This window comes from Mucilaginibacter sp. (assembly GCF_036383575.1).
GTDB lineage: Bacteria > Bacteroidota > Bacteroidia > Sphingobacteriales > Sphingobacteriaceae > Mucilaginibacter.
The window spans coordinates 1-17548 of record NZ_DASVOB010000254.1 but is presented as its reverse complement, the minus strand read 5'-3'; the positions used below and the strand labels follow the sequence as shown (position 1 = coordinate 17548).

At 41.7% G+C, this 17548-nt stretch carries 18 protein-coding genes; 7 read left to right on the top strand and 11 right to left on the bottom strand.

Annotated elements, in window-relative coordinates; translation table 11 throughout:
- From VF500_RS09115 to VF500_RS09105, 3 genes are all read left to right on the top strand, one after another.
- The coding region (locus tag VF500_RS09115) for a phytoene desaturase family protein (RefSeq protein ID WP_414688569.1) at nt 1–399 on the top strand (399 nt) is incomplete at its 5' end.
- A gap of 412 nt (nt 400–811) precedes the next feature.
- Nucleotides 812–2749 carry an alpha-amylase family glycosyl hydrolase gene (locus VF500_RS09110; RefSeq protein WP_330859379.1) on the top strand — a complete coding sequence of 646 codons (1938 nt, stop codon included), beginning with the start codon at nt 812–814 and terminating at the stop codon, nt 2747–2749.
- A 168-nt stretch (nt 2750–2917) separates the two neighbouring features.
- Nucleotides 2918–3109: a cold-shock protein gene (locus VF500_RS09105; RefSeq protein ID WP_090528875.1), complete on the top strand. Its 192-nt coding sequence runs from the start codon at nt 2918–2920 to the stop codon at nt 3107–3109.
- A gap of 420 nt (nt 3110–3529) precedes the next feature.
- Here VF500_RS09105 and hemH read toward each other — a convergent pair whose 3' ends face one another.
- The 9 genes from hemH to VF500_RS09060 form a co-directional block, all read right to left on the bottom strand.
- Nucleotides 3530–4555 (bottom strand): ferrochelatase, encoded by a 1026-nt coding sequence (hemH, locus tag VF500_RS09100; protein WP_330859378.1) that lies wholly within the window; start codon nt 4553–4555, stop codon nt 3530–3532.
- A 146-nt stretch (nt 4556–4701) separates the two neighbouring features.
- Nucleotides 4702–5406 (bottom strand): fatty acid desaturase, encoded by a 705-nt coding sequence (locus VF500_RS09095; RefSeq protein ID WP_330859377.1) that lies wholly within the window; start codon nt 5404–5406, stop codon nt 4702–4704.
- Between the two features lie 29 nt (nt 5407–5435).
- The gene (locus tag VF500_RS09090) at nt 5436–6287 is read right to left on the bottom strand and encodes a 4-hydroxy-3-methylbut-2-enyl diphosphate reductase (RefSeq protein WP_330859376.1); all 852 of its coding nucleotides are present in this window, start codon (nt 6285–6287) and stop codon (nt 5436–5438) included.
- A 179-nt stretch (nt 6288–6466) separates the two neighbouring features.
- Nucleotides 6467–7144 carry a carotenoid biosynthesis protein gene (locus VF500_RS09085; protein WP_330859375.1) on the bottom strand — a complete coding sequence of 226 codons (678 nt, stop codon included), beginning with the start codon at nt 7142–7144 and terminating at the stop codon, nt 6467–6469.
- The gene (locus VF500_RS09080; RefSeq protein ID WP_330859374.1) at nt 7123–8211 is read right to left on the bottom strand and encodes a glycosyltransferase; all 1089 of its coding nucleotides are present in this window, start codon (nt 8209–8211) and stop codon (nt 7123–7125) included. Before VF500_RS09080 ends, VF500_RS09085 begins: the two co-directional genes overlap by 22 nt.
- Before the next feature lie 3 nt (nt 8212–8214).
- Nucleotides 8215–8814, bottom strand: a complete 600-nt coding sequence (locus VF500_RS09075) for a lysophospholipid acyltransferase family protein (RefSeq protein WP_330859373.1) — start codon at nt 8812–8814, stop codon at nt 8215–8217.
- Between the two features lie 335 nt (nt 8815–9149).
- A complete protein-coding gene (locus tag VF500_RS09070) occupies nt 9150–9773 on the bottom strand; it encodes a lysophospholipid acyltransferase family protein (RefSeq protein WP_330859372.1) in 624 nt (207 codons plus the stop codon).
- Between the two features lie 3 nt (nt 9774–9776).
- Nucleotides 9777–10586 carry an alpha/beta hydrolase gene (locus tag VF500_RS09065; RefSeq protein WP_330859371.1) on the bottom strand — a complete coding sequence of 270 codons (810 nt, stop codon included), beginning with the start codon at nt 10584–10586 and terminating at the stop codon, nt 9777–9779.
- 84 nt (nt 10587–10670) lie between these two features.
- Nucleotides 10671–11918 (bottom strand): 3-deoxy-D-manno-octulosonic acid transferase, encoded by a 1248-nt coding sequence (locus VF500_RS09060; protein ID WP_330859370.1) that lies wholly within the window; start codon nt 11916–11918, stop codon nt 10671–10673.
- A 256-nt stretch (nt 11919–12174) separates the two neighbouring features.
- On the opposite strand from VF500_RS09060, the gene VF500_RS09055 reads away from it, so the two are divergent.
- The 4 genes from VF500_RS09055 (at nt 12175) to VF500_RS09040 (ending at nt 16100) form a co-directional block, all read left to right on the top strand.
- Nucleotides 12175–13155 carry a UDP-glucuronic acid decarboxylase family protein gene (locus tag VF500_RS09055; RefSeq protein ID WP_330859380.1) on the top strand — a complete coding sequence of 327 codons (981 nt, stop codon included), beginning with the start codon at nt 12175–12177 and terminating at the stop codon, nt 13153–13155.
- Nucleotides 13156–13266: 111 nt separating this feature from the next.
- Nucleotides 13267–14289, top strand: a complete 1023-nt coding sequence (gene galE / locus VF500_RS09050; protein ID WP_330859369.1) for a UDP-glucose 4-epimerase GalE — start codon at nt 13267–13269, stop codon at nt 14287–14289.
- Nucleotides 14290–14303: 14 nt separating this feature from the next.
- Nucleotides 14304–15356, top strand: coding sequence for a dTDP-glucose 4,6-dehydratase (gene rfbB, locus VF500_RS09045; RefSeq protein ID WP_330859368.1), 1053 nt, complete (start codon nt 14304–14306; stop codon nt 15354–15356).
- A gap of 3 nt (nt 15357–15359) precedes the next feature.
- On the top strand, nt 15360–16100 hold the full coding sequence (locus VF500_RS09040; protein ID WP_330859366.1) for a tyrosine-protein phosphatase: 741 nt from the start codon (nt 15360–15362) through the stop codon (nt 16098–16100).
- A 130-nt stretch (nt 16101–16230) separates the two neighbouring features.
- Here VF500_RS09040 and VF500_RS09035 read toward each other — a convergent pair whose 3' ends face one another.
- Complete coding sequence (locus VF500_RS09035) at nt 16231–16977, bottom strand: hypothetical protein (RefSeq protein WP_330859364.1); 747 nt, start codon at nt 16975–16977, stop codon at nt 16231–16233.
- 74 nt (nt 16978–17051) lie between these two features.
- Nucleotides 17052–17548: ABC transporter permease (locus tag VF500_RS09030; protein ID WP_330859363.1), on the bottom strand; the 497-nt coding region annotated here is incomplete at its 5' end.

The window sequence follows — 17548 nt, the reverse complement described above, 5'->3', positions numbered from 1 at the left end:
AGCTCCAAATATAAACCCGACGATGCTCCCGACGCTTGCGAAAATTGGTTTGTCATGATCAACGCACCTGCCAATACCGGGCAGGACTGGGATGTGCTGATAGCTGAAGCTCGGGAAAACATATTGAACAAGTTAAGTCGCCTGCTGGGCGAAGACATTGGCGGACTGATAGCCAATGAAAGCATCCTTGATCCACGGAGTATAGAAAGCCGCACATCCTCGTACCAGGGTTCGCTGTATGGTACCAGCTCCAACAGTCAGTTTGCTGCATTTTTGAGGCATGCCAATAAATCGTCGAAAATAAAAGGTTTATATTTTTGCGGTGGAAGTGTGCACCCGGGAGGAGGGATCCCGCTTTGTTTGCTATCGGCAAAAATAGTGAGCTCATTGATAGACTAAGGTGTATCGCCCAATATTCTAAGTCGATGGATAAGCTGCACCAGAGGTGCAAAAGGTTTGCAACTAATAAGGGAGATTGGCTACAGATGGTGTCTTAATCGCGTTATCTCAGAAAGTGTTTAAATTTAATTGTTTTAAAATGTACAGACGCACCACATGCGTCTCCCGCATGCAAATTCATGAAGTTAATGACTTACAAAGCGACTTGTTCTTTAGGAGACGCATGTGATGCGTCTCTACATAAAAACCTCCCAATCAAAATTTAGACAGCTCCTTAGAAGGATAAATACATAATTTTTAGGAGATATAATTTTATCAATTATTTTGCAGATATTGCGATGCTGGTATTCTTTCGCCTGTAAACCAACAGGCTACCGGTAGTTTTAGTGCAAAAAACCAATTATAACAAGATATGACAATTAAGAATGTTTACTTATTACTTGCCGGACTTCTATTGGCCGGTTTTACTTCATGCAAGAAGAAAGACGTTTTGCCGGGCAATTCCGGGAACGTTCCCGGTGATACAGTTGTGAACACAGGGAAGGCCTTACCTGCTGGAGCGAAGGACGGCGTTACCTTTATCAATTCGGGTAAATCGGTTATTTTTAACCTGTACGCGCCCGGCAAAAAATCGGTGTCCGTTATCGGCGATTTTAACGGATGGGACGCCAATGATACCAAAGCTGTAATGAACAATACGCCCGATGGTAAACGCTGGTGGATACAGATCGATAATATAGACCCGGCCACCGAATACGGCTACCAATTTTATATCGATAAATCATTAAAAGTGGCCGATCCATACACGGAGAAGGTACTCGATCCCGATAATGATTCATACATATCCTCAGATACATATCCCAACTTAAAGAAATATCCAACTGGGAAAACCACAGATAACGTAAGCGTTTTCCAGGCTAACCAGCCTGCGTATAGCTGGAAAAACAGCAGCTTTACCCGCCCGGATAAAAAGAACCTGGTTGTTTATGAATTATTAGTGCGCGATTTTATTGATGCACATAACTATCAAACGCTTACGGATACGTTGAAATACCTGTCGAATTTGGGTGTTAACGCCATTGAACTGATGCCTTTCAATGAGTTTGAAGGCAACCTTTCATGGGGCTACAATCCGTCGTTTTACTTTGCACCTGATAAGTATTACGGTACTAAAAACGCCTTGAAAGCCTTTATTGATGAATGCCATTCGCGTGGTATTGCGGTGATCCAGGATATGGTACTTAACCATTCGTTCGGCCAATCGCCTATGGTGCAAATGTATTTCAATACAACAGCAGGCAAACCTGCCGCCAACAATCCATGGTACAATGTTGACCCAACACACCCTTATAATGTGGGTTACCAGTTTAACCATGAAAGCGCCGATACCAAATATTTTGTGAAGAACGTGCTCAAATTCTGGATGACAGAGTATAAGATCGATGGTTTCCGTTTCGATCTTTCCAAAGGTTTTACGCAGGTTAACTATGGCACGTCTGATGCTGCGGTAGGGCCATGGGGGCAATATGATGCCAGTCGTGTGGCTATCTGGAAGGATTATAATAACTACATCAAAAGCATCGACAATAATAATTTTTACGTGATACTGGAGCACTTTGCAGCTAATCAGGAAGAGAAAGAACTTGCCGGCGAAGGCATGATGCTTTGGAATAACCTTAACTACAATGCCAACGAAGCAACCATGGGCTGGTTAACCAACTCCAACTTCCAGGGTTTGTTTTATGATCAGCATACGTTTACCCAGCCTTATAACCTGGTGAGCTATTTTGAAAGCCATGATGAAGAACGCCTGCAGTTTAAGAACGAGAGTTATGGCAATGCCGCTGGCAGCTACAATGTAAAAGATAAAAACACAGGTCTTGCGCGTGAGGAAATGGCAGCAGCGTTCCTGTTCTCCGTACCGGGCCCTAAAATGTTATGGCAGTTTGGTGAGCTTGGTTACGACGTAAGCATTGACCAGGGCGGCCGCACCAGCAATAAACCAATTTACTGGAACTACAATACCGACCCTAACAGGAGGCATTTATACAGCATTTATTCAAAAATGATTAAGATGAAGGAAAAGAATGCCGTATTTGCTTCAACCAATTACACGAAAAGTCTTGACGGTGCAATTAAAACCATACAGTTAAAAGATGCCAGCGCGGATGTAGAGGTGGTTGGTAATTTTGACGTGGTGGCGCAAACCGGCAGTATCAGTTTTCCTGCCATCGGTACCTGGTATGATAACATTAGTAAAACTACTATTAATGTAACATCATTGCCATATTCCATGACGCTGCAACCCGGCGAATATCACGTTTACAGCAGTGTTGCATTGCAACAATAATGGCGTTAAAACACTAAGTGTTAAGGCTTCCGGATGAAAGGAAATGCGGTTTCCATACGTGGATTCTTAACAGGTGATCATGCCCCTTAAAACTATAAGTGTGTAATGGCCTTATTTTTAATTGATTATTGATTATTAAATGTTACCTTTGTATAATTAAATAAAAATATAATGCAAGGAACAGTAAAATTCTTTAATGAAACCAAAGGTTTCGGATTTATTACACCAACTAACGGTGGCGCCGAAGTTTTTGTACACGTCTCAGGCCTGATCGACACTATCCGTGAAAACGATAGCGTTACCTACGATGTAGAGCAAGGCAAAAAAGGCTTAAATGCGGTAAATGTAAAAGTAGGTTAAACTATCAATTATATAAAAATCGTACAGCATCTGTTCAGTAATGAGCAGATGCTTTTTTTATGCAATAAACATTTGATGATTGAAGTAATATCGTCGTCAGGCAATAAGTATTTTATACATTAAGCTAATCTTCCTGTTTGCGAAATGCTTTTAAATTAAATGGTCAACAGGAGGCTCCGATGGAGCCTTTATTTAAGAAGGGATTTCTGCCTATAAACATGGGACTCCTACGGAGTTTAGCATACTGTAAATACATAACGGGATTATCTCAAAATATGTAAACTTTTTTTCGGACGAGACAAAGCGTGCAAACAGAACTCCATAGGAGTACCATGTTTGTAGTATTGTTTAAAAGTTTAGATTGGCTCCGTAGGTGCCCCCTTTTTAAGGATTCTTTTTAACCGTTAATTGAGGATCTTCTTAGGCCAAAACAGGCTTCACCATCTGTACCAGGGCATCAATAAACTTAGGTGCATCATTCAGACTTTCTACTAACTGAACGTGTTCGCCGCCCAGGGCTTTAAACTCATCGCCATATTCGGTAGTTACTTCATATACGGTTTCAAGGCAGTCGGCCACAAAAGCAGGGCAAAATACCAGGAGGCGTTTTTTACCTTCATTGGCCAATTTAGCTACAATTTCGCTGGTGTAAGGCTGCACCCATGGATCATTACCGAGGCGCGACTGAAAACAAATGGTATATTTCTCCCTTGGGATGCCCAATTTTTCGGCAATTAGCTTCGCCGTATGATGCGATTGTGCGGAATAACAGAACCTGTTAGCATCAGTAAGCGTTTCGCAGCAACCTGACGATTTAAGGCAATGATTATGCGTGTGATCGGCTTTGATCAGTTGCCTTTGCGGCAACCCGTGAAAGCTGAACAGGATATGGTCGTACGTATCGGGATTGTATTTTTGCGCGTTATCGGCAAAGGTTTCGATCATCAGCTCATTATCATGAAACGAGTTGATGAAAGTGATATTTGGCGATGTTGGCCATTGACCAACAATACCCATCACTTTTTCGTAAACCGAACCTGTACTGGCTGAAGCATATTGCGGAAACAAGGGGATCACCTGGATACTTTCAACAAGTGCTGCTTTCAGTTTTTCCAAAGCCGATTCGATAGACGGGTTTTGGTAACGCATAGCCAGCTCAACCATATATTCATCGCCAAGGCGCTGCTGCAAAGCCTGCTGTTGTAAAACGCTGTAGTGTAATAGTGGCGAGCCTGTTTTGGGATCCCAGATCGCCTGGTATAATTTGGCTGATTTTGGTGCCCTGAAAGGAACAATAAGGCCTTTAACTAAAAGGGTACGTGAAAAGGCTCCGATGTCAATAACCCGCGGATCCATCAAAAACTCATTCAAATAACGCTTTACATCTGCTGTACTTGGGCTATCCGGGGTGCCCAGGTTAACCAGTAAAATTCCTTTTTTAGCCATAACTGTAGGGTGCAAAAATAATAAAAAATGCCCCGTAACTTATGACGTTGGTCATTATTTACAAATAAATGAGTGTAGGTATCGTTTATACTCCTGCCATTTATACTCCCGTCATTGCGAGGCACGAAGCAATGACGGGAGGTGAGTTACGAATTGGTTAATTCCTTCTCATCATTTGGCAACGGGGCCTTCCATAACCGCCACCACGGCACACCCGGCGATTCATGATGCTCATAATGATACCCAAAAAAGTAGCAGCTAAAAAAGGCGGCAAGATGGTTCCGGCGCTGGCTCCGGGCAAAATGCCGGTTGTCATGTTCTCCTTTATGGGGTTGATAAGTGCCGAAGTAAAACAACTGTAAGGTGCTTAACAATGAAGGTGCTACCCAAAACATAATGAGGTTTGGCTGAGGGATCCAAATCTTTAGGATATTGAAAATAACAGCCATTACCACAATTTGCCATATCGACAAATAATTGCGGATAAACTGCACGTACCAGGCAAAAAAAGTACCCTGGTGATAGTCAGGGTCATCGTGAGTGTGTACGTGAATATGATGCTTATGGTGCTTGGTATATAATTGCGGGTACCAGAAGGAGGCATACAAAAAAGTACTCAGGTAACCAACAAAATCATTTAAACCCTTGTTTGGTGAAACGGTGCCATGCATAGCGTCATGCGCGGTAATGAACAATCCAGTGTACAGGTGCATTTGTACAAGCATGAATACATAAACAAACGGATCAGCAAAATTGAAATGCCATTGCATCAGCAATATAATGCTTGTTGCCCAGCAGCCAATTACCAGTGCGGCTACAAACAAACCGGTATGTGAGGGGCTTTTTTGCATGTTACAGTATTACAGCAAAAAGCGTGCTGTTATAAACTTTCAAGCGCGGCTTTCACTTTCTGCATCAGCCACATGGGGGTTGATGTAGCGCCGGCTATACCAACGGTATCGTTTGGTGCAAACATGTTTTTGTCCAGCTCGTCGGTTGATGATATGAAGTAGGTGTTGGGGTTATGTTTGCGGCATACTTCAAACAGCACCTTACCGTTTGATGATTTTTTGCCCGATACAAAAACGATCTTATCAAAGCGTGTCGCGAATTTGGGCAGGTCTTTATCGCGGTTACTTACCTGTCGGCAAATGGTATCGTTGGCTTTAAGGGCATATCCGCGCGAAATAAGCTCATCCTTCACCGAGTAAAATTTATCCATACTCTTGGTGGTTTGGCTGTACAGCGTGATATTATGCGGAAGCTCTACATTGTCCAATTCTGCAATATCCTGGAAAACTATCGCTTCATCATTGGTTTGTCCTTGCAGGCCAACTACTTCAGCATGGCCGTGCTTACCAAAAATCAGGATCTTCTCGTTCGAATCGTATGAGGTTTTGATGCGGTTTTGCAGCTTAAGCACTACCGGGCATGAGGCATCAATAAGGGTGATATTGTTTTCTAAGGCTGTACGATAAGTATCGGGAGCTTCGCCATGGGCGCGAATAAGTACTTTTTCGTTGTGCAGATCTTTAAGCTGGCTATGCTCAATAATGCGCAGGCCTCTCGCTTTCAGGCGTTCAACCTCTTCATCATTGTGCACAATATCGCCAAGGCAGTACAGGTAGCCGTCTTCCTCTAAGATCTCTTCGGCCATATCAATGGCATAAACTACCCCGAAGCAAAAGCCCGAATCCTGGTCAATAGTAACCTTTAACTGATAATCTCCCATGGTGCTGCAAATTTACGGCAAAAATAACCGTTGATTGTAATGATTGCGTTGATTTCGCTGATTTTTATATCGATAGATATCTGATCGCCTTTTCAATATTTAAAGTTTAACACCGCAAAAAATACCGTTGATTGTGATGATTGCGTTGCTTTCGCTGATTTTTATGTTGACAACTATTGTTAGTACACCAAATTCAAAACTGCAAAAAAAACAAACTGGGCAATCAGCAGCGCCGGGGCAACAATGCTTTGCCGTTTAAATTTAAAATGCTCAAATATAAAAAGCAGCAATGCGCTCAGTAAAAACCAGCAAACATAGTTTTTGAAAGGAATTCCGGCATCCAGCCAGTGCCAGTAATCAAAATGTATTGCAATAGGCTCAATCAACACATCGAGCAGCGTTAGAATAATGGCCCCCGAAAATATTCTTACCAACATGTTTTTTAAACGGCTTCTCTGCAGGGTAACACCGGCAGCATAAATGAGCAGGAACCAATTCACCCCGATCATCAAGGGGATCTCAAATAGTTTGGTGCCCAGCGTTTCGCCGTAACGGTAATGGCCAAAGATCCAGCCCGTATGAACGCCGGTATATTCGGCTACAAAACCGATCAGGAAAATAGTTAGTGCAAATACAAGAAACCTGCCATCTAACGTATCGTAACTGTAAACAACCACGGCCAACATCAATAATAAATGCCATGGCACCAGCGCTATAAATAGTACTGTTAAAGATGGAACCATAAAACCTATCAGGCCCACAAGGTGAAACAACAGGATGATCGTTATGCAAACCCTGTTGTTCTTGGATATAGCAATATGGGCTATTGCGGATCTCAAATTTTTCGCCCTTTCCACATGGTGGTTTTGGTAAGATACCTTTGTATAGATAAAATGGCCACCACCAGCAGACTAAACATTTGAGCCGGGTGCAAAAGGATGTTATACCCTGCTTTTTGCCCTGCCGAAAGCGAGATCATGATTCGCGTAAGCAAAATAAGTCCCACGGTAAAAAATATCAAAGGCAGGTTCAGGGTTGTGAGAATAATCAGCGGACCGGCAATGGTAATGGTAATATATACCAAGAAGCCGATGATGCTGTAGTTAAAAGCAGCCAGGAAATTTTTACTGAAGCCGTTTATTGCTTCCTTGTATCCCCGGTACATGCGGCAGCTGATCATGCCGTTAGCCAGCAGTGCTTCGCCGTTATAATTTTCGGCTTTAATGAAGCGCATGATCTCCACATCTTCTACTACTTTGTTTTTCACTGCTTTGTGCCATTGGTGTTTGTGGTAAATGGCGGCATCAAATAGCATGAACTGGCCGCTGGCGGCCGCTACCGAAGCATTTTTTACGATATACACCAGGCGTAAGGGCAGCAGGTTAAGCAATATGAAATGCATCAGTGGCACTACCAGGTTTTCGCCGGTAGTGAGCATGGTTTGGTTGGTGAACAAGCTTAACAAACCCAACTGGTGCAGGTGCATGCGGTGTACAGCGCTATTGATAAGCCGGTTGCTGATCTGCTCGTCGGCATCTAAAAAAAGTAGGTATTTACCATCTGCCTGTTTGGCCATTTGGTGGCAGGCATAATTTTTACCCATCCAGCCCTCAGGTAATTTACCACCTTTTATTACCCTGAAATGAGGGTGTGCCGTTGCAAACTCGTTACAAACCTGGTAAGTATCGTCAGTCGAATCATCGTCATAAATAATAACCTCATAGTTGTTATAATCCTGCTGATGGATGGAATTTAACAGGGTTAATATATTGCTGGCCTCGTTTCGGGCGGGGATCAGGATGGAAACCTTATCCGAATAATACCGACCTATATGGGGCAGCTTAGGGTTGGAGATATAGTTGAACAGCGTTACCGCAAACCTGAGTATGATAAAAAAGAGGGTTATTAATATAGCTATTATCACTTTTTATATATCAATTTCGGTTTGTTGCAATTTGGAGGCTTCATAATGCCTTTGGTATGCTTCCTGTAATTTATCTATGCTTTTACCTGCGTAATTTTCGGGTTCGCTTTTTAAGTAAACGGTTGCTGATGGCTTTTTATGTTTAAAGTACTGAATAAAAGTTGAAGCAAAAACAAGCTGGAAATTTCCGGCCGCTTTTTCAATTATCCTTACAAGCCCTTTTTCAAATTTTATGTTTGCAACAAAGTTAGCATACAGCCTGCCCTGCGGAAACATTAAAACCAAATTTGCAGGATCGGCAAGTAATTCGGCGGCGTAATCGAGTGATTGAAGTATGCTCCTGGAATCTTTTTTTACCGAAAAAGCACCAACATATTTCAGGAAGCGCTCTTTACGGGCAGTTTCTTCCAGGATCATGACATGCAGTTTTTTCTTTAACAGTTTTTCATTGACACAATATAAGATCAATCCGTCCCAAAAACTAAAGTGATTACCGATAAGCAACACCGATTTGCTTTTATCAATGGTGATGTCATTAAACAACAACTCATGAAACGTTTTGCCAACCGCCCATTTGATATAGTAATGGACAATGCGGTTCATGAAAAAGTTATTTTTATTGCGGATCATATTTTGACACGAATGTATTGCATGTCGGCGACAATTTTATCGAATTACACGAATTAAGAAATTGACATCTGGGGAATCGCGTTTATAACACTTCGATTTGTTTACCGGAAATTTTCCACACGAATGCTTTCAAGTCTTCCACAATTAATCGAATTACACGAATCTTAAATTTTAAATTAATGCAAATTCAAATTTGTGTAATTAGATTAATTCGTAAAAATTTGTGTGGGAATTTTTTCGCTATTGTTTTTCAATCTCAAATGGAATTGGCGTCAATTCGAAACAGTTCGGGAAATTAGTGTCAATTGTTAGTGCTCCATATTGATCTGATTTTTCAAAGCTTGGTGATGGGCCTGGTTAATGTTCTCTTTCAACTGCTCAAAAGTGAGTTGATTGGCAACACCCAAATCAAATAAGTGAACATAAGCACGTGGTTTCAGGCTTTCAAAGTAATCTATCAGGATGCAGTGATAAACTACCTGGCAGGGACCTTTTACCTGCTGCATGAGTTTGTAAACACCTTTTTCAACGTGAATGTGTGTTTCATGGTTAGAGTACAGTTCTCCCTGCGGAAATATCACGATCAGGTTGTCGGGTTGATCCAGGATCCTTGCCGAGTAGCTGAGTGACTCCAACATAGCCCTTGATCCTTTTTGGATGGAGTAGGCACCGATATATCGTAAATAACTGCGCTGATCAAACTGATCCTGCTGCATCATTACGTAGTATTGTTTTTTGAGATTGTAAACGGCTGTCCAGTTGGCAATAAAGCCGTCCCACCAGCTAAAATGATTGCTCAAAAGCAATATGGAGTGACCCGGACGCGACTCAAACGGCTGCACATTAACCTCTTTAAAATTACGGCTGATCCACCACCTTACGTAGCCGATGTATAGTTTACTCCAGAATTTCTTTTTACGCGAGGGTACCATGTTTTATTTAACTAAATACTCATCCAGTGCTTTTGTAACCAGCCAGTGACCAAGCTCAACTTCATGTATGTCGGCATCATTAAGCATCTCTAAAAATGGCAAAGCTGCCGATTTGGGGAACAACTTGTCATGCTTTCCAAATATCAGCAAACATTTAATTTTATGCTGATTAATGAGCCTGGCTACTTTATCTGCATCGGGTTTTAAGAGCCGGATCAAATTTAGGGTATAATAAGTATCAAGCCGTTTTTGTTCGGTGTCAATTTCATTGTAGGCTATTTGATAAAGGCTTTCATCAATAACACCAACCTTTTTTACACTTTTTACTAAAAAGGGGGCAAGCCATTTACTTTTTGTAGCTGTACGAAAAATTGCCCGGCCAAGTTTGTTATGCAATATAAAATGAAAACCTTTAAAAACAGCCAGGCCATCGGGGGCCATTAATATGATATCGTCAATCATATCGGCATATTCTTCAACCAATATCAGGGCCAGGTTAGCACCTATAGAATAGCCCATCACCGAAAATCTTTGACGGCCATAAAGCTTAAACCACTCTTCCATGTAGTTGCGCACCATAGCTTTAGGCATTCCGGTCAGGATCTGCTGCTCTGTCCAGCCGTCGAGCCTGCTTTCTCCGTGGAAAAAATGATCGAAACCGTATATGTGATATTGGGGTAAAACAGATTGATCAAGTACATGAAACTGCTTACCCGTCATGCCATAACCATGAAAGGCCAGCAATGGCTTTTGGCCGGTACCATACTCGTGAAAATGTGCTTTGCCCAAGCCGGGCAGATGTAAAACCCCCATTAAGGCAATATTAAGAATTTATGGCTTTTGTACAGTAAATAATACCGCTGTTTTGTTTTGGAAGAAGGTAATTTGAATGAATTGCTATTTATCGATATACTTCATGATCATCTCCGTAGCGCCCACATTTTCCTTCACATAATTGAATACCTTTTTGCTGGTAACATTATAAAAAACCTCATCATCAACCAGTGTTTCAACAATGCCTTTCAGCTCGTTTTCGTTGCTGATGCTAAACCCGGCTTTGAGGGCGATGAGCTCCCTGGCCTCATTAAACTTTTGATAGTTAGGGCCAAAGATAACCGGCAAGCCAAAAGCTGCCGCCTCTAAAGTATTGTGGATGCCTACACCAAAGCCGCCGCCTATATAAGCGATATCGGCATAGGCATAAAGTGACGAAAGCATACCGATGTTATCGATGACGAGAGACTGTAGATTAGAGGTTAGCGATTGGTTAATGAAATCTCCGGACTTCAGCCCTTCGGCTTCGGACTTTAGCTGGGAGAACGCAATGGCTTTCCCTTCCGGTAATAAACTTATCAGGTTATTGATCTTCTCCTCCGGTATTTCATGAGGGGCGAAGATGAATTTCCAATCGGGGTATTCACTTACCAGTTTGGCTAATAAGGCTTCGTCCTGCGGCCATGTGCTGCCTGCGATAAACAGTTTATGCCCGTTTTTAAATTCATCTATCAAAGGCAGTACTTTCGGGTTTTGCGCGTTGGCCCAAACGCGGTCGAACCGGGTATCGCCGCTTACGGATGTATTGTTAATACCAATGCCTTGCAATAATTGCTTAGAAGCCTCATCCTGTAAAAAGAAGTGGCTTACCAGGCTCAATATACTGCGGTTAAAACCACCGTACCATTTAAAAAATATCTGCCCGGGCCTGAATATGCCCGATACAATATATAAAGGGATGTTACGCTTGTTTGCTTCATTAAAAAAGTGGAACCAGTATTCGTATTTAGTGAAAATGATGATCTCCGGGTTAATGGCATCAATAAAGCTGCGGGCGTTTTTGGCGGTATCTAAAGGTAGGTAATAAACAAAGTCGGCGAGGGGGGTGTTTTTCCTGATCTCGTATCCCGAAGGAGAAAAAAAGGTAATTACAATTTTCTTCCCGGGGTGTACATTCCTTATTGCTTCCAGTATTGGCCGGCCTTGTTCAAACTCGCCAAGTGAGGCAAAATGAAACCAAATGCTGCTTTCTATACGTACAAAGACGATGTTTTTACGCCCTGTAACCCAAAGTTTTGCCTTATTGTTAAACAATGAGGCAAAACGGATAAAAAGGGAATACAATTTGATTCCTATATTATATAATAACATCAATTTTAACGCTGAATGATTATCTTAGCCGGGCATAAAAGTAATAACAATAATTACAATATTAGTTTATGGCCCGCCCGGTGCTGTAATAAGGTGGTTAAAATGGTTGATCATACAAATTGCTTACCTTGAATTTAAAACACATTTATACTGTGAATATAACGGTAATTAACGGGCGTAACCTGCGCGATCTGTACAGGATAAAAAGCCATAGATTGTATTATAACAACATAGGCGTTAAAACAGTAAATATATGATAGCAAGAAAAAGAATCCTGATCACAGGGGCAGCCGGTTTTTTAGGCTCGCACCTTTGCGACAGGTTTATTAAGGAAGGTTACCATGTAATAGGCATGGACAACTTGATCACAGGCGATTTGAGAAATATCGAACATTTGTTCAAACTCGAGAACTTCGAATTTTACAATCATGATGTATCCAAGTTCGTGTTTGTACCTGACGAATTGCATTACATCCTGCACTTTGCCTCACCTGCCAGCCCGATCGATTACCTGAAAATTCCGATCCAGACGTTAAAGGTAGGCTCACTGGGTACCCACAACCTGCTGGGCCTGGCAAGAAACAAGAAAGCCAGGATGCTGATCGCCTCCACTTCAGAGGTATACGGCGATCCTAACATCAGTCCGCAGCCTGAAGAATACTGGGGGAATGTGAACCCGGTAGGCCCGAGAGGGGTATATGATGAAGCCAAAAGGTTTCAGGAAGCTATTACAATGGCTTATCATACCTTCCATGGCGTGGAAACAAGGATCGTAAGGATCTTTAACACTTACGGGCCAAGGATGCGGCTGAACGACGGTAGGGTACTGCCCGCCTTTATCGGCCAGGCCTTGAGGGGAGAACCACTGACGATGTTTGGTGATGGCTCACAAACCCGGTCGTTTTGTTATGTTGATGACCTGATAGAAGGCATTTATCGTTTGCTGCTCAGTGATTATGCCCAACCGGTAAACATTGGTAACCCCGATGAGATCACTATAAAACAATTTGGTGAAGAGATCATCAAGCTGACTGGTACCGATCAGAAACTGATCAGCCTGCCCTTACCTACGGATGACCCTAAACAGCGTCGCCCGGACATCACCAAGGCCAGAGCTATATTAGGCTGGGAGCCGAAAGTATCCAGGAGTGAAGGTTTGAAGATCACTTTAGATTACTTCAAATCATTACCGGAGCAGGAAATACATCATAAAGACTTTACTTATTACAATAAATAAGGTTAACAGGCCGGGAATTAAATTTTGGTCTTTTTTATAATATAATAGCGGATGGATTGTCACAATCTGCTTACTTTGCTGAGAAAATCAAATATACACTCTATTTAAACTATGAAAATATTAGTAACAGGCGGTTTAGGTTTTATTGGATCTCATACAGTTGTTGAATTGGTTAATGCGGGTTATGACCCCATTATTGTTGATGACTTGTCAAACTCCGATCCAAAAATATTGGATCAACTTACAAAGATCATAGGCTTTACCCCGGTATTTCACAAACTTGACCTTTGTGATGAAGCCGCTGTTAAGGCGCTTGCACTTGCCGAACCGGAAATAGGTGGCATCATTCACTTTGCAGCTTTTAAAGCAGTGGGCGAATCGGTTAAAAAGCCAATGAAATATTACAGGAATAATTTTTATTCGCTTATCAATTTACTGGAAGCATATTACGGTAAGGCTATCAATTTTGTATTTTCATCAAGCTGTACAGTTTACGGTCAGCCCGAAAAACTGCCAGTTACAGAGAATGCTCCTGTACAGCCGGCACAATCGCCGTACGGTAATACCAAGCAAATAGCCGAAGAAATTTTGGTTGATATGGTAAATTCCGGCACTAACTATAAAGTAATATCACTGCGTTATTTTAACCCGGTGGGTGCACACGATTCGGCCCTGATCGGTGAATTGCCAATTGGCGTGCCGCAAAACCTGGTACCTTTTATTACACAGACAGCTATAGGTAAACGCGAAAAAATAACTGTTTTCGGCGATGATTATAATACGCCTGATGGCAGCTGCATCCGCGATTATATTCACGTAGTTGATTTAGCCAAAGCTCACGTAGCTGCATTAAAGCTTGCCGAAAAGGATGAATTTAAAGGCTATGATGTGTTTAATCTGGGTACAGGTAACGGCAGTTCGGTGTTGGAAGTAATTCATGCGTTTGAAAGCACAACCGGCGAAAAACTGAACTATGAAATTGGCCCGCGCCGTGAGGGTGATGTGGAACAGGTTTGGGGCGATGTTACCAAATCATCAACCAAACTTGGCTGGACAGCTGAACTTGGTATTGGAGAAATGATGTCATCTGCCTGGGAATGGGAAAAATATATTGCTCAAAATCCGTTTAAATAATAACAACAGCAAGAATGAAAAAGATCATTATTACAGGTGGAGCTGGTTTTATTGGTTCGCACGTGGTGCGCAGGTTTGTGAAAAACTATCCTGATTACAGCATTATTAATTTAGATAAACTTACCTATGCGGGCAACCTGGCTAATTTAAAGGATATTGAGAATGAGCCTAATTATAAGTTTGTAAAAGGTGATATTGTTGATATTGCTTTTATTAATGAACTTTTTGAAGCCGAAAAACCTGATGCGGTGATCCATCTTGCTGCCGAATCGCATGTAGACAGGTCGATCACCAACCCGCTTGAATTTGTGATGACCAATGTGGTAGGTACCGTGAATTTATTGAATACCGCCCGCGAGCAATGGAAAGGCAGATACGATCAAACTCGTTTTTACCACGTATCAACCGATGAGGTATACGGTACCCTTGGCGAAGACGGGATGTTTACCGAAGAAACTGCTTACGATCCGCATTCGCCATATTCCGCTTCAAAGGCGGGGTCTGATCATTTTGTGCGGGCTTACCAGGATACTTACGGTATGGATACCGTAATATCAAACTGTTCAAATAACTACGGATCATTCCATTTTCCGGAAAAACTCATTCCGCTGGCCATTAATAATATCAAACAAAATAAACCGGTACCTGTATATGGTAAAGGCGAAAATATCCGCGACTGGCTTTGGGTTGAAGACCATGCGCGCGCTATTGATGTGATATTTCATAATGCCAAATCGGGTTCAACCTATAATATCGGCGGTCATAATGAATGGAAAAATATTGACCTGATAAGATTGCTTTGCAGTATATTGGACAAAAAATTAGGCAGGGCCGAGGGAGAATCGGCCAAACTGATCACTTTTGTAACAGACAGGGCCGGGCACGATCTAAGATATGCTATTGATGCAACCAAGCTCAAAAATGAATTGGGTTGGGTGCCGGGCATAACTTTTGAGGAGGGCTTGGAAAAAACAGTAGATTGGTACCTTGCTAACGAGGAATGGCTTAATGACGTAACGTCGGGACATTACCAGCAATATTACAGCAGTCAGTATAACGATAGATAAAAAATGTTCGGGCTTTTTAAGAGGAAAAAGGAAGTAAGGGAATCAAAATACAACTATGAGAGTATCATGGTTGATATGCACTCACATGTGTTGCCCGGAATTGACGATGGTGCCAAAACACCTGAAGATTCGGTAGCGTTGATAAAAAAGATGATGGAACTGGGGATAAAGAAAGTTATCGCCACGCCACACATCATGATAGATTTTTATCGCAACACTCCCGAAACTATTGGAAACGCACTTACCATATTAAAAGCCGAACTGGTTAAACAGGGAATTGATATACCTGTTGAGGCAGCTGCCGAACACTATTTTGATGAAACGTTTGAAGGGCGTATAGAGGATGGCCCCATTATGACCATGGGCGATAATTACGTACTGTTTGAGTTTTCGTTTATAAATCAGCCGCCAAACACTTACTCGGTTATTCAAAAGCTGCATGATAAAGGCTATAAGCCTATTCTTGCCCACCCCGAACGGTACCAATACCTCGATCTGGATACATTGAGAAACCTACATAGTTGGGGTGTTGATTTTCAGCTTAATACTATATCCCTCACAGGATATTACGGCAAAGAGATAAAAAAGATGGCCGAAGAGTTGATTGATAATAGCTTAATAGACTTTATCTCAAGCGATATGCACCACTTAAGGCATGCAGCCGCGCTGAAAGATTCACTCAGAACGACTTATATTGAAAAGCTGCTTGTGGATTATCCGCTTAAAAATAAGATGCTGTTTTAAACAGATATTTATTACAAAAAAGGCGCATTTAATGCGCCTTTTTTATTTACATTAATACTGGTTGAAGTTTTAGCGATGGCGTAACTCCGACCAAGTAAGGGTATGCCAACATTCACCGCAGTTGCGTGACCTAAGCTATTTCTTTAATCAAAAATTTAAATCGTTCGAAAACTCCTTTCGAAAATTCATATAATTCGAAAACTTTAGGGTCTGATATTTTTGAACCGTTGAGGAATGTCATTTTTCTTTGCTTTTTTAAACCGCCGTTATGGAATATTTCTAATAAACAATCTTCGAAAGTATAAAGGCTATGTCCAAAATATCCTTTTTCTCCAATGAATTCTAAACTGGCCCAATAAAGAAAATCGCGTTCTTCGTTTATCAACGACCAATCAATCTTGTAATAATCCCGGTCAAGTATTTGTGAACTTAGCCCTGAATATGAAAGACAACAGTCGATGTAATCTTCTTTAAGCAGTGAATTCAAAGGAAGTTTTTCCCATTTAATACTCTGATCTTTAGCCCACAAGCTAAAAATGTCTACACGACCTTGCCGATATTCTGTAAAATAATCATCATATACTAACCCTGAAATCCAAAGTGATGATTTTTCCAGATCTCCATAGTCGATCAAATGCACTTTAAAGTTTTCGATAGAAAACCTTCTTCTGAATTTATCAAAAATATCGACTTGTATTTTCAAATCGTTTGAGCCAATGTAAAATGCGTCATCTGTTTTTTGTAGAATTCTCTTTTTTGAAGTGGCGCTAATGTCCTTAAAAGTAAACCTACGGGCGGTGCCTGTTGCGAAGGGTTCCAACCAAACATATTTACAGGTAAGCAAAATTTTGTTTTCGGCGTATACCTTAACTTTCATTGAACAAAGGCTTGATTGTTTTATAACGATTTTTGCGTCTGAGAGACTTTGTGCTCTTGGATTATTGAGACGGCTTACTCGTACCTCAATGCTTCAACCGGGTCAAGCCTGGCTGCTTTTTTGGCAGGATAATAACCCGATATCAAACCGATAAACGTACATAGCACTACTGCAAAGAACAGCCAGCCCCATGGTACTACAAACGCACCGCTTATTTGTACGGCAATGAGATTTCCGGCGGCCATACCCAATATCATACCGGCCGCGCCGCCTATAAGGCAGATCACTATAGCCTCTATCAAAAATTGTTTACGAATGATGGCCGGGGTTGCGCCTATGGCTTTCCGAACGCCAATTTCGCGGGTACGTTCTGTTACTGATACCAGCATGATATTCATGAGCCCGATGGCCGCACCGATGAGTGTGATGATGCCAACTGCAAAGCCGGCAGCAGTAATACCTGCAAGCTGACCAGATAATTCTTTTTGAATGGAATCGCTCCGGCTTATTTCAAAGTTATCCTGGTTAATTACATTAAGCCCTCTTACATTTCTGAACAGGGAAGTAGCTT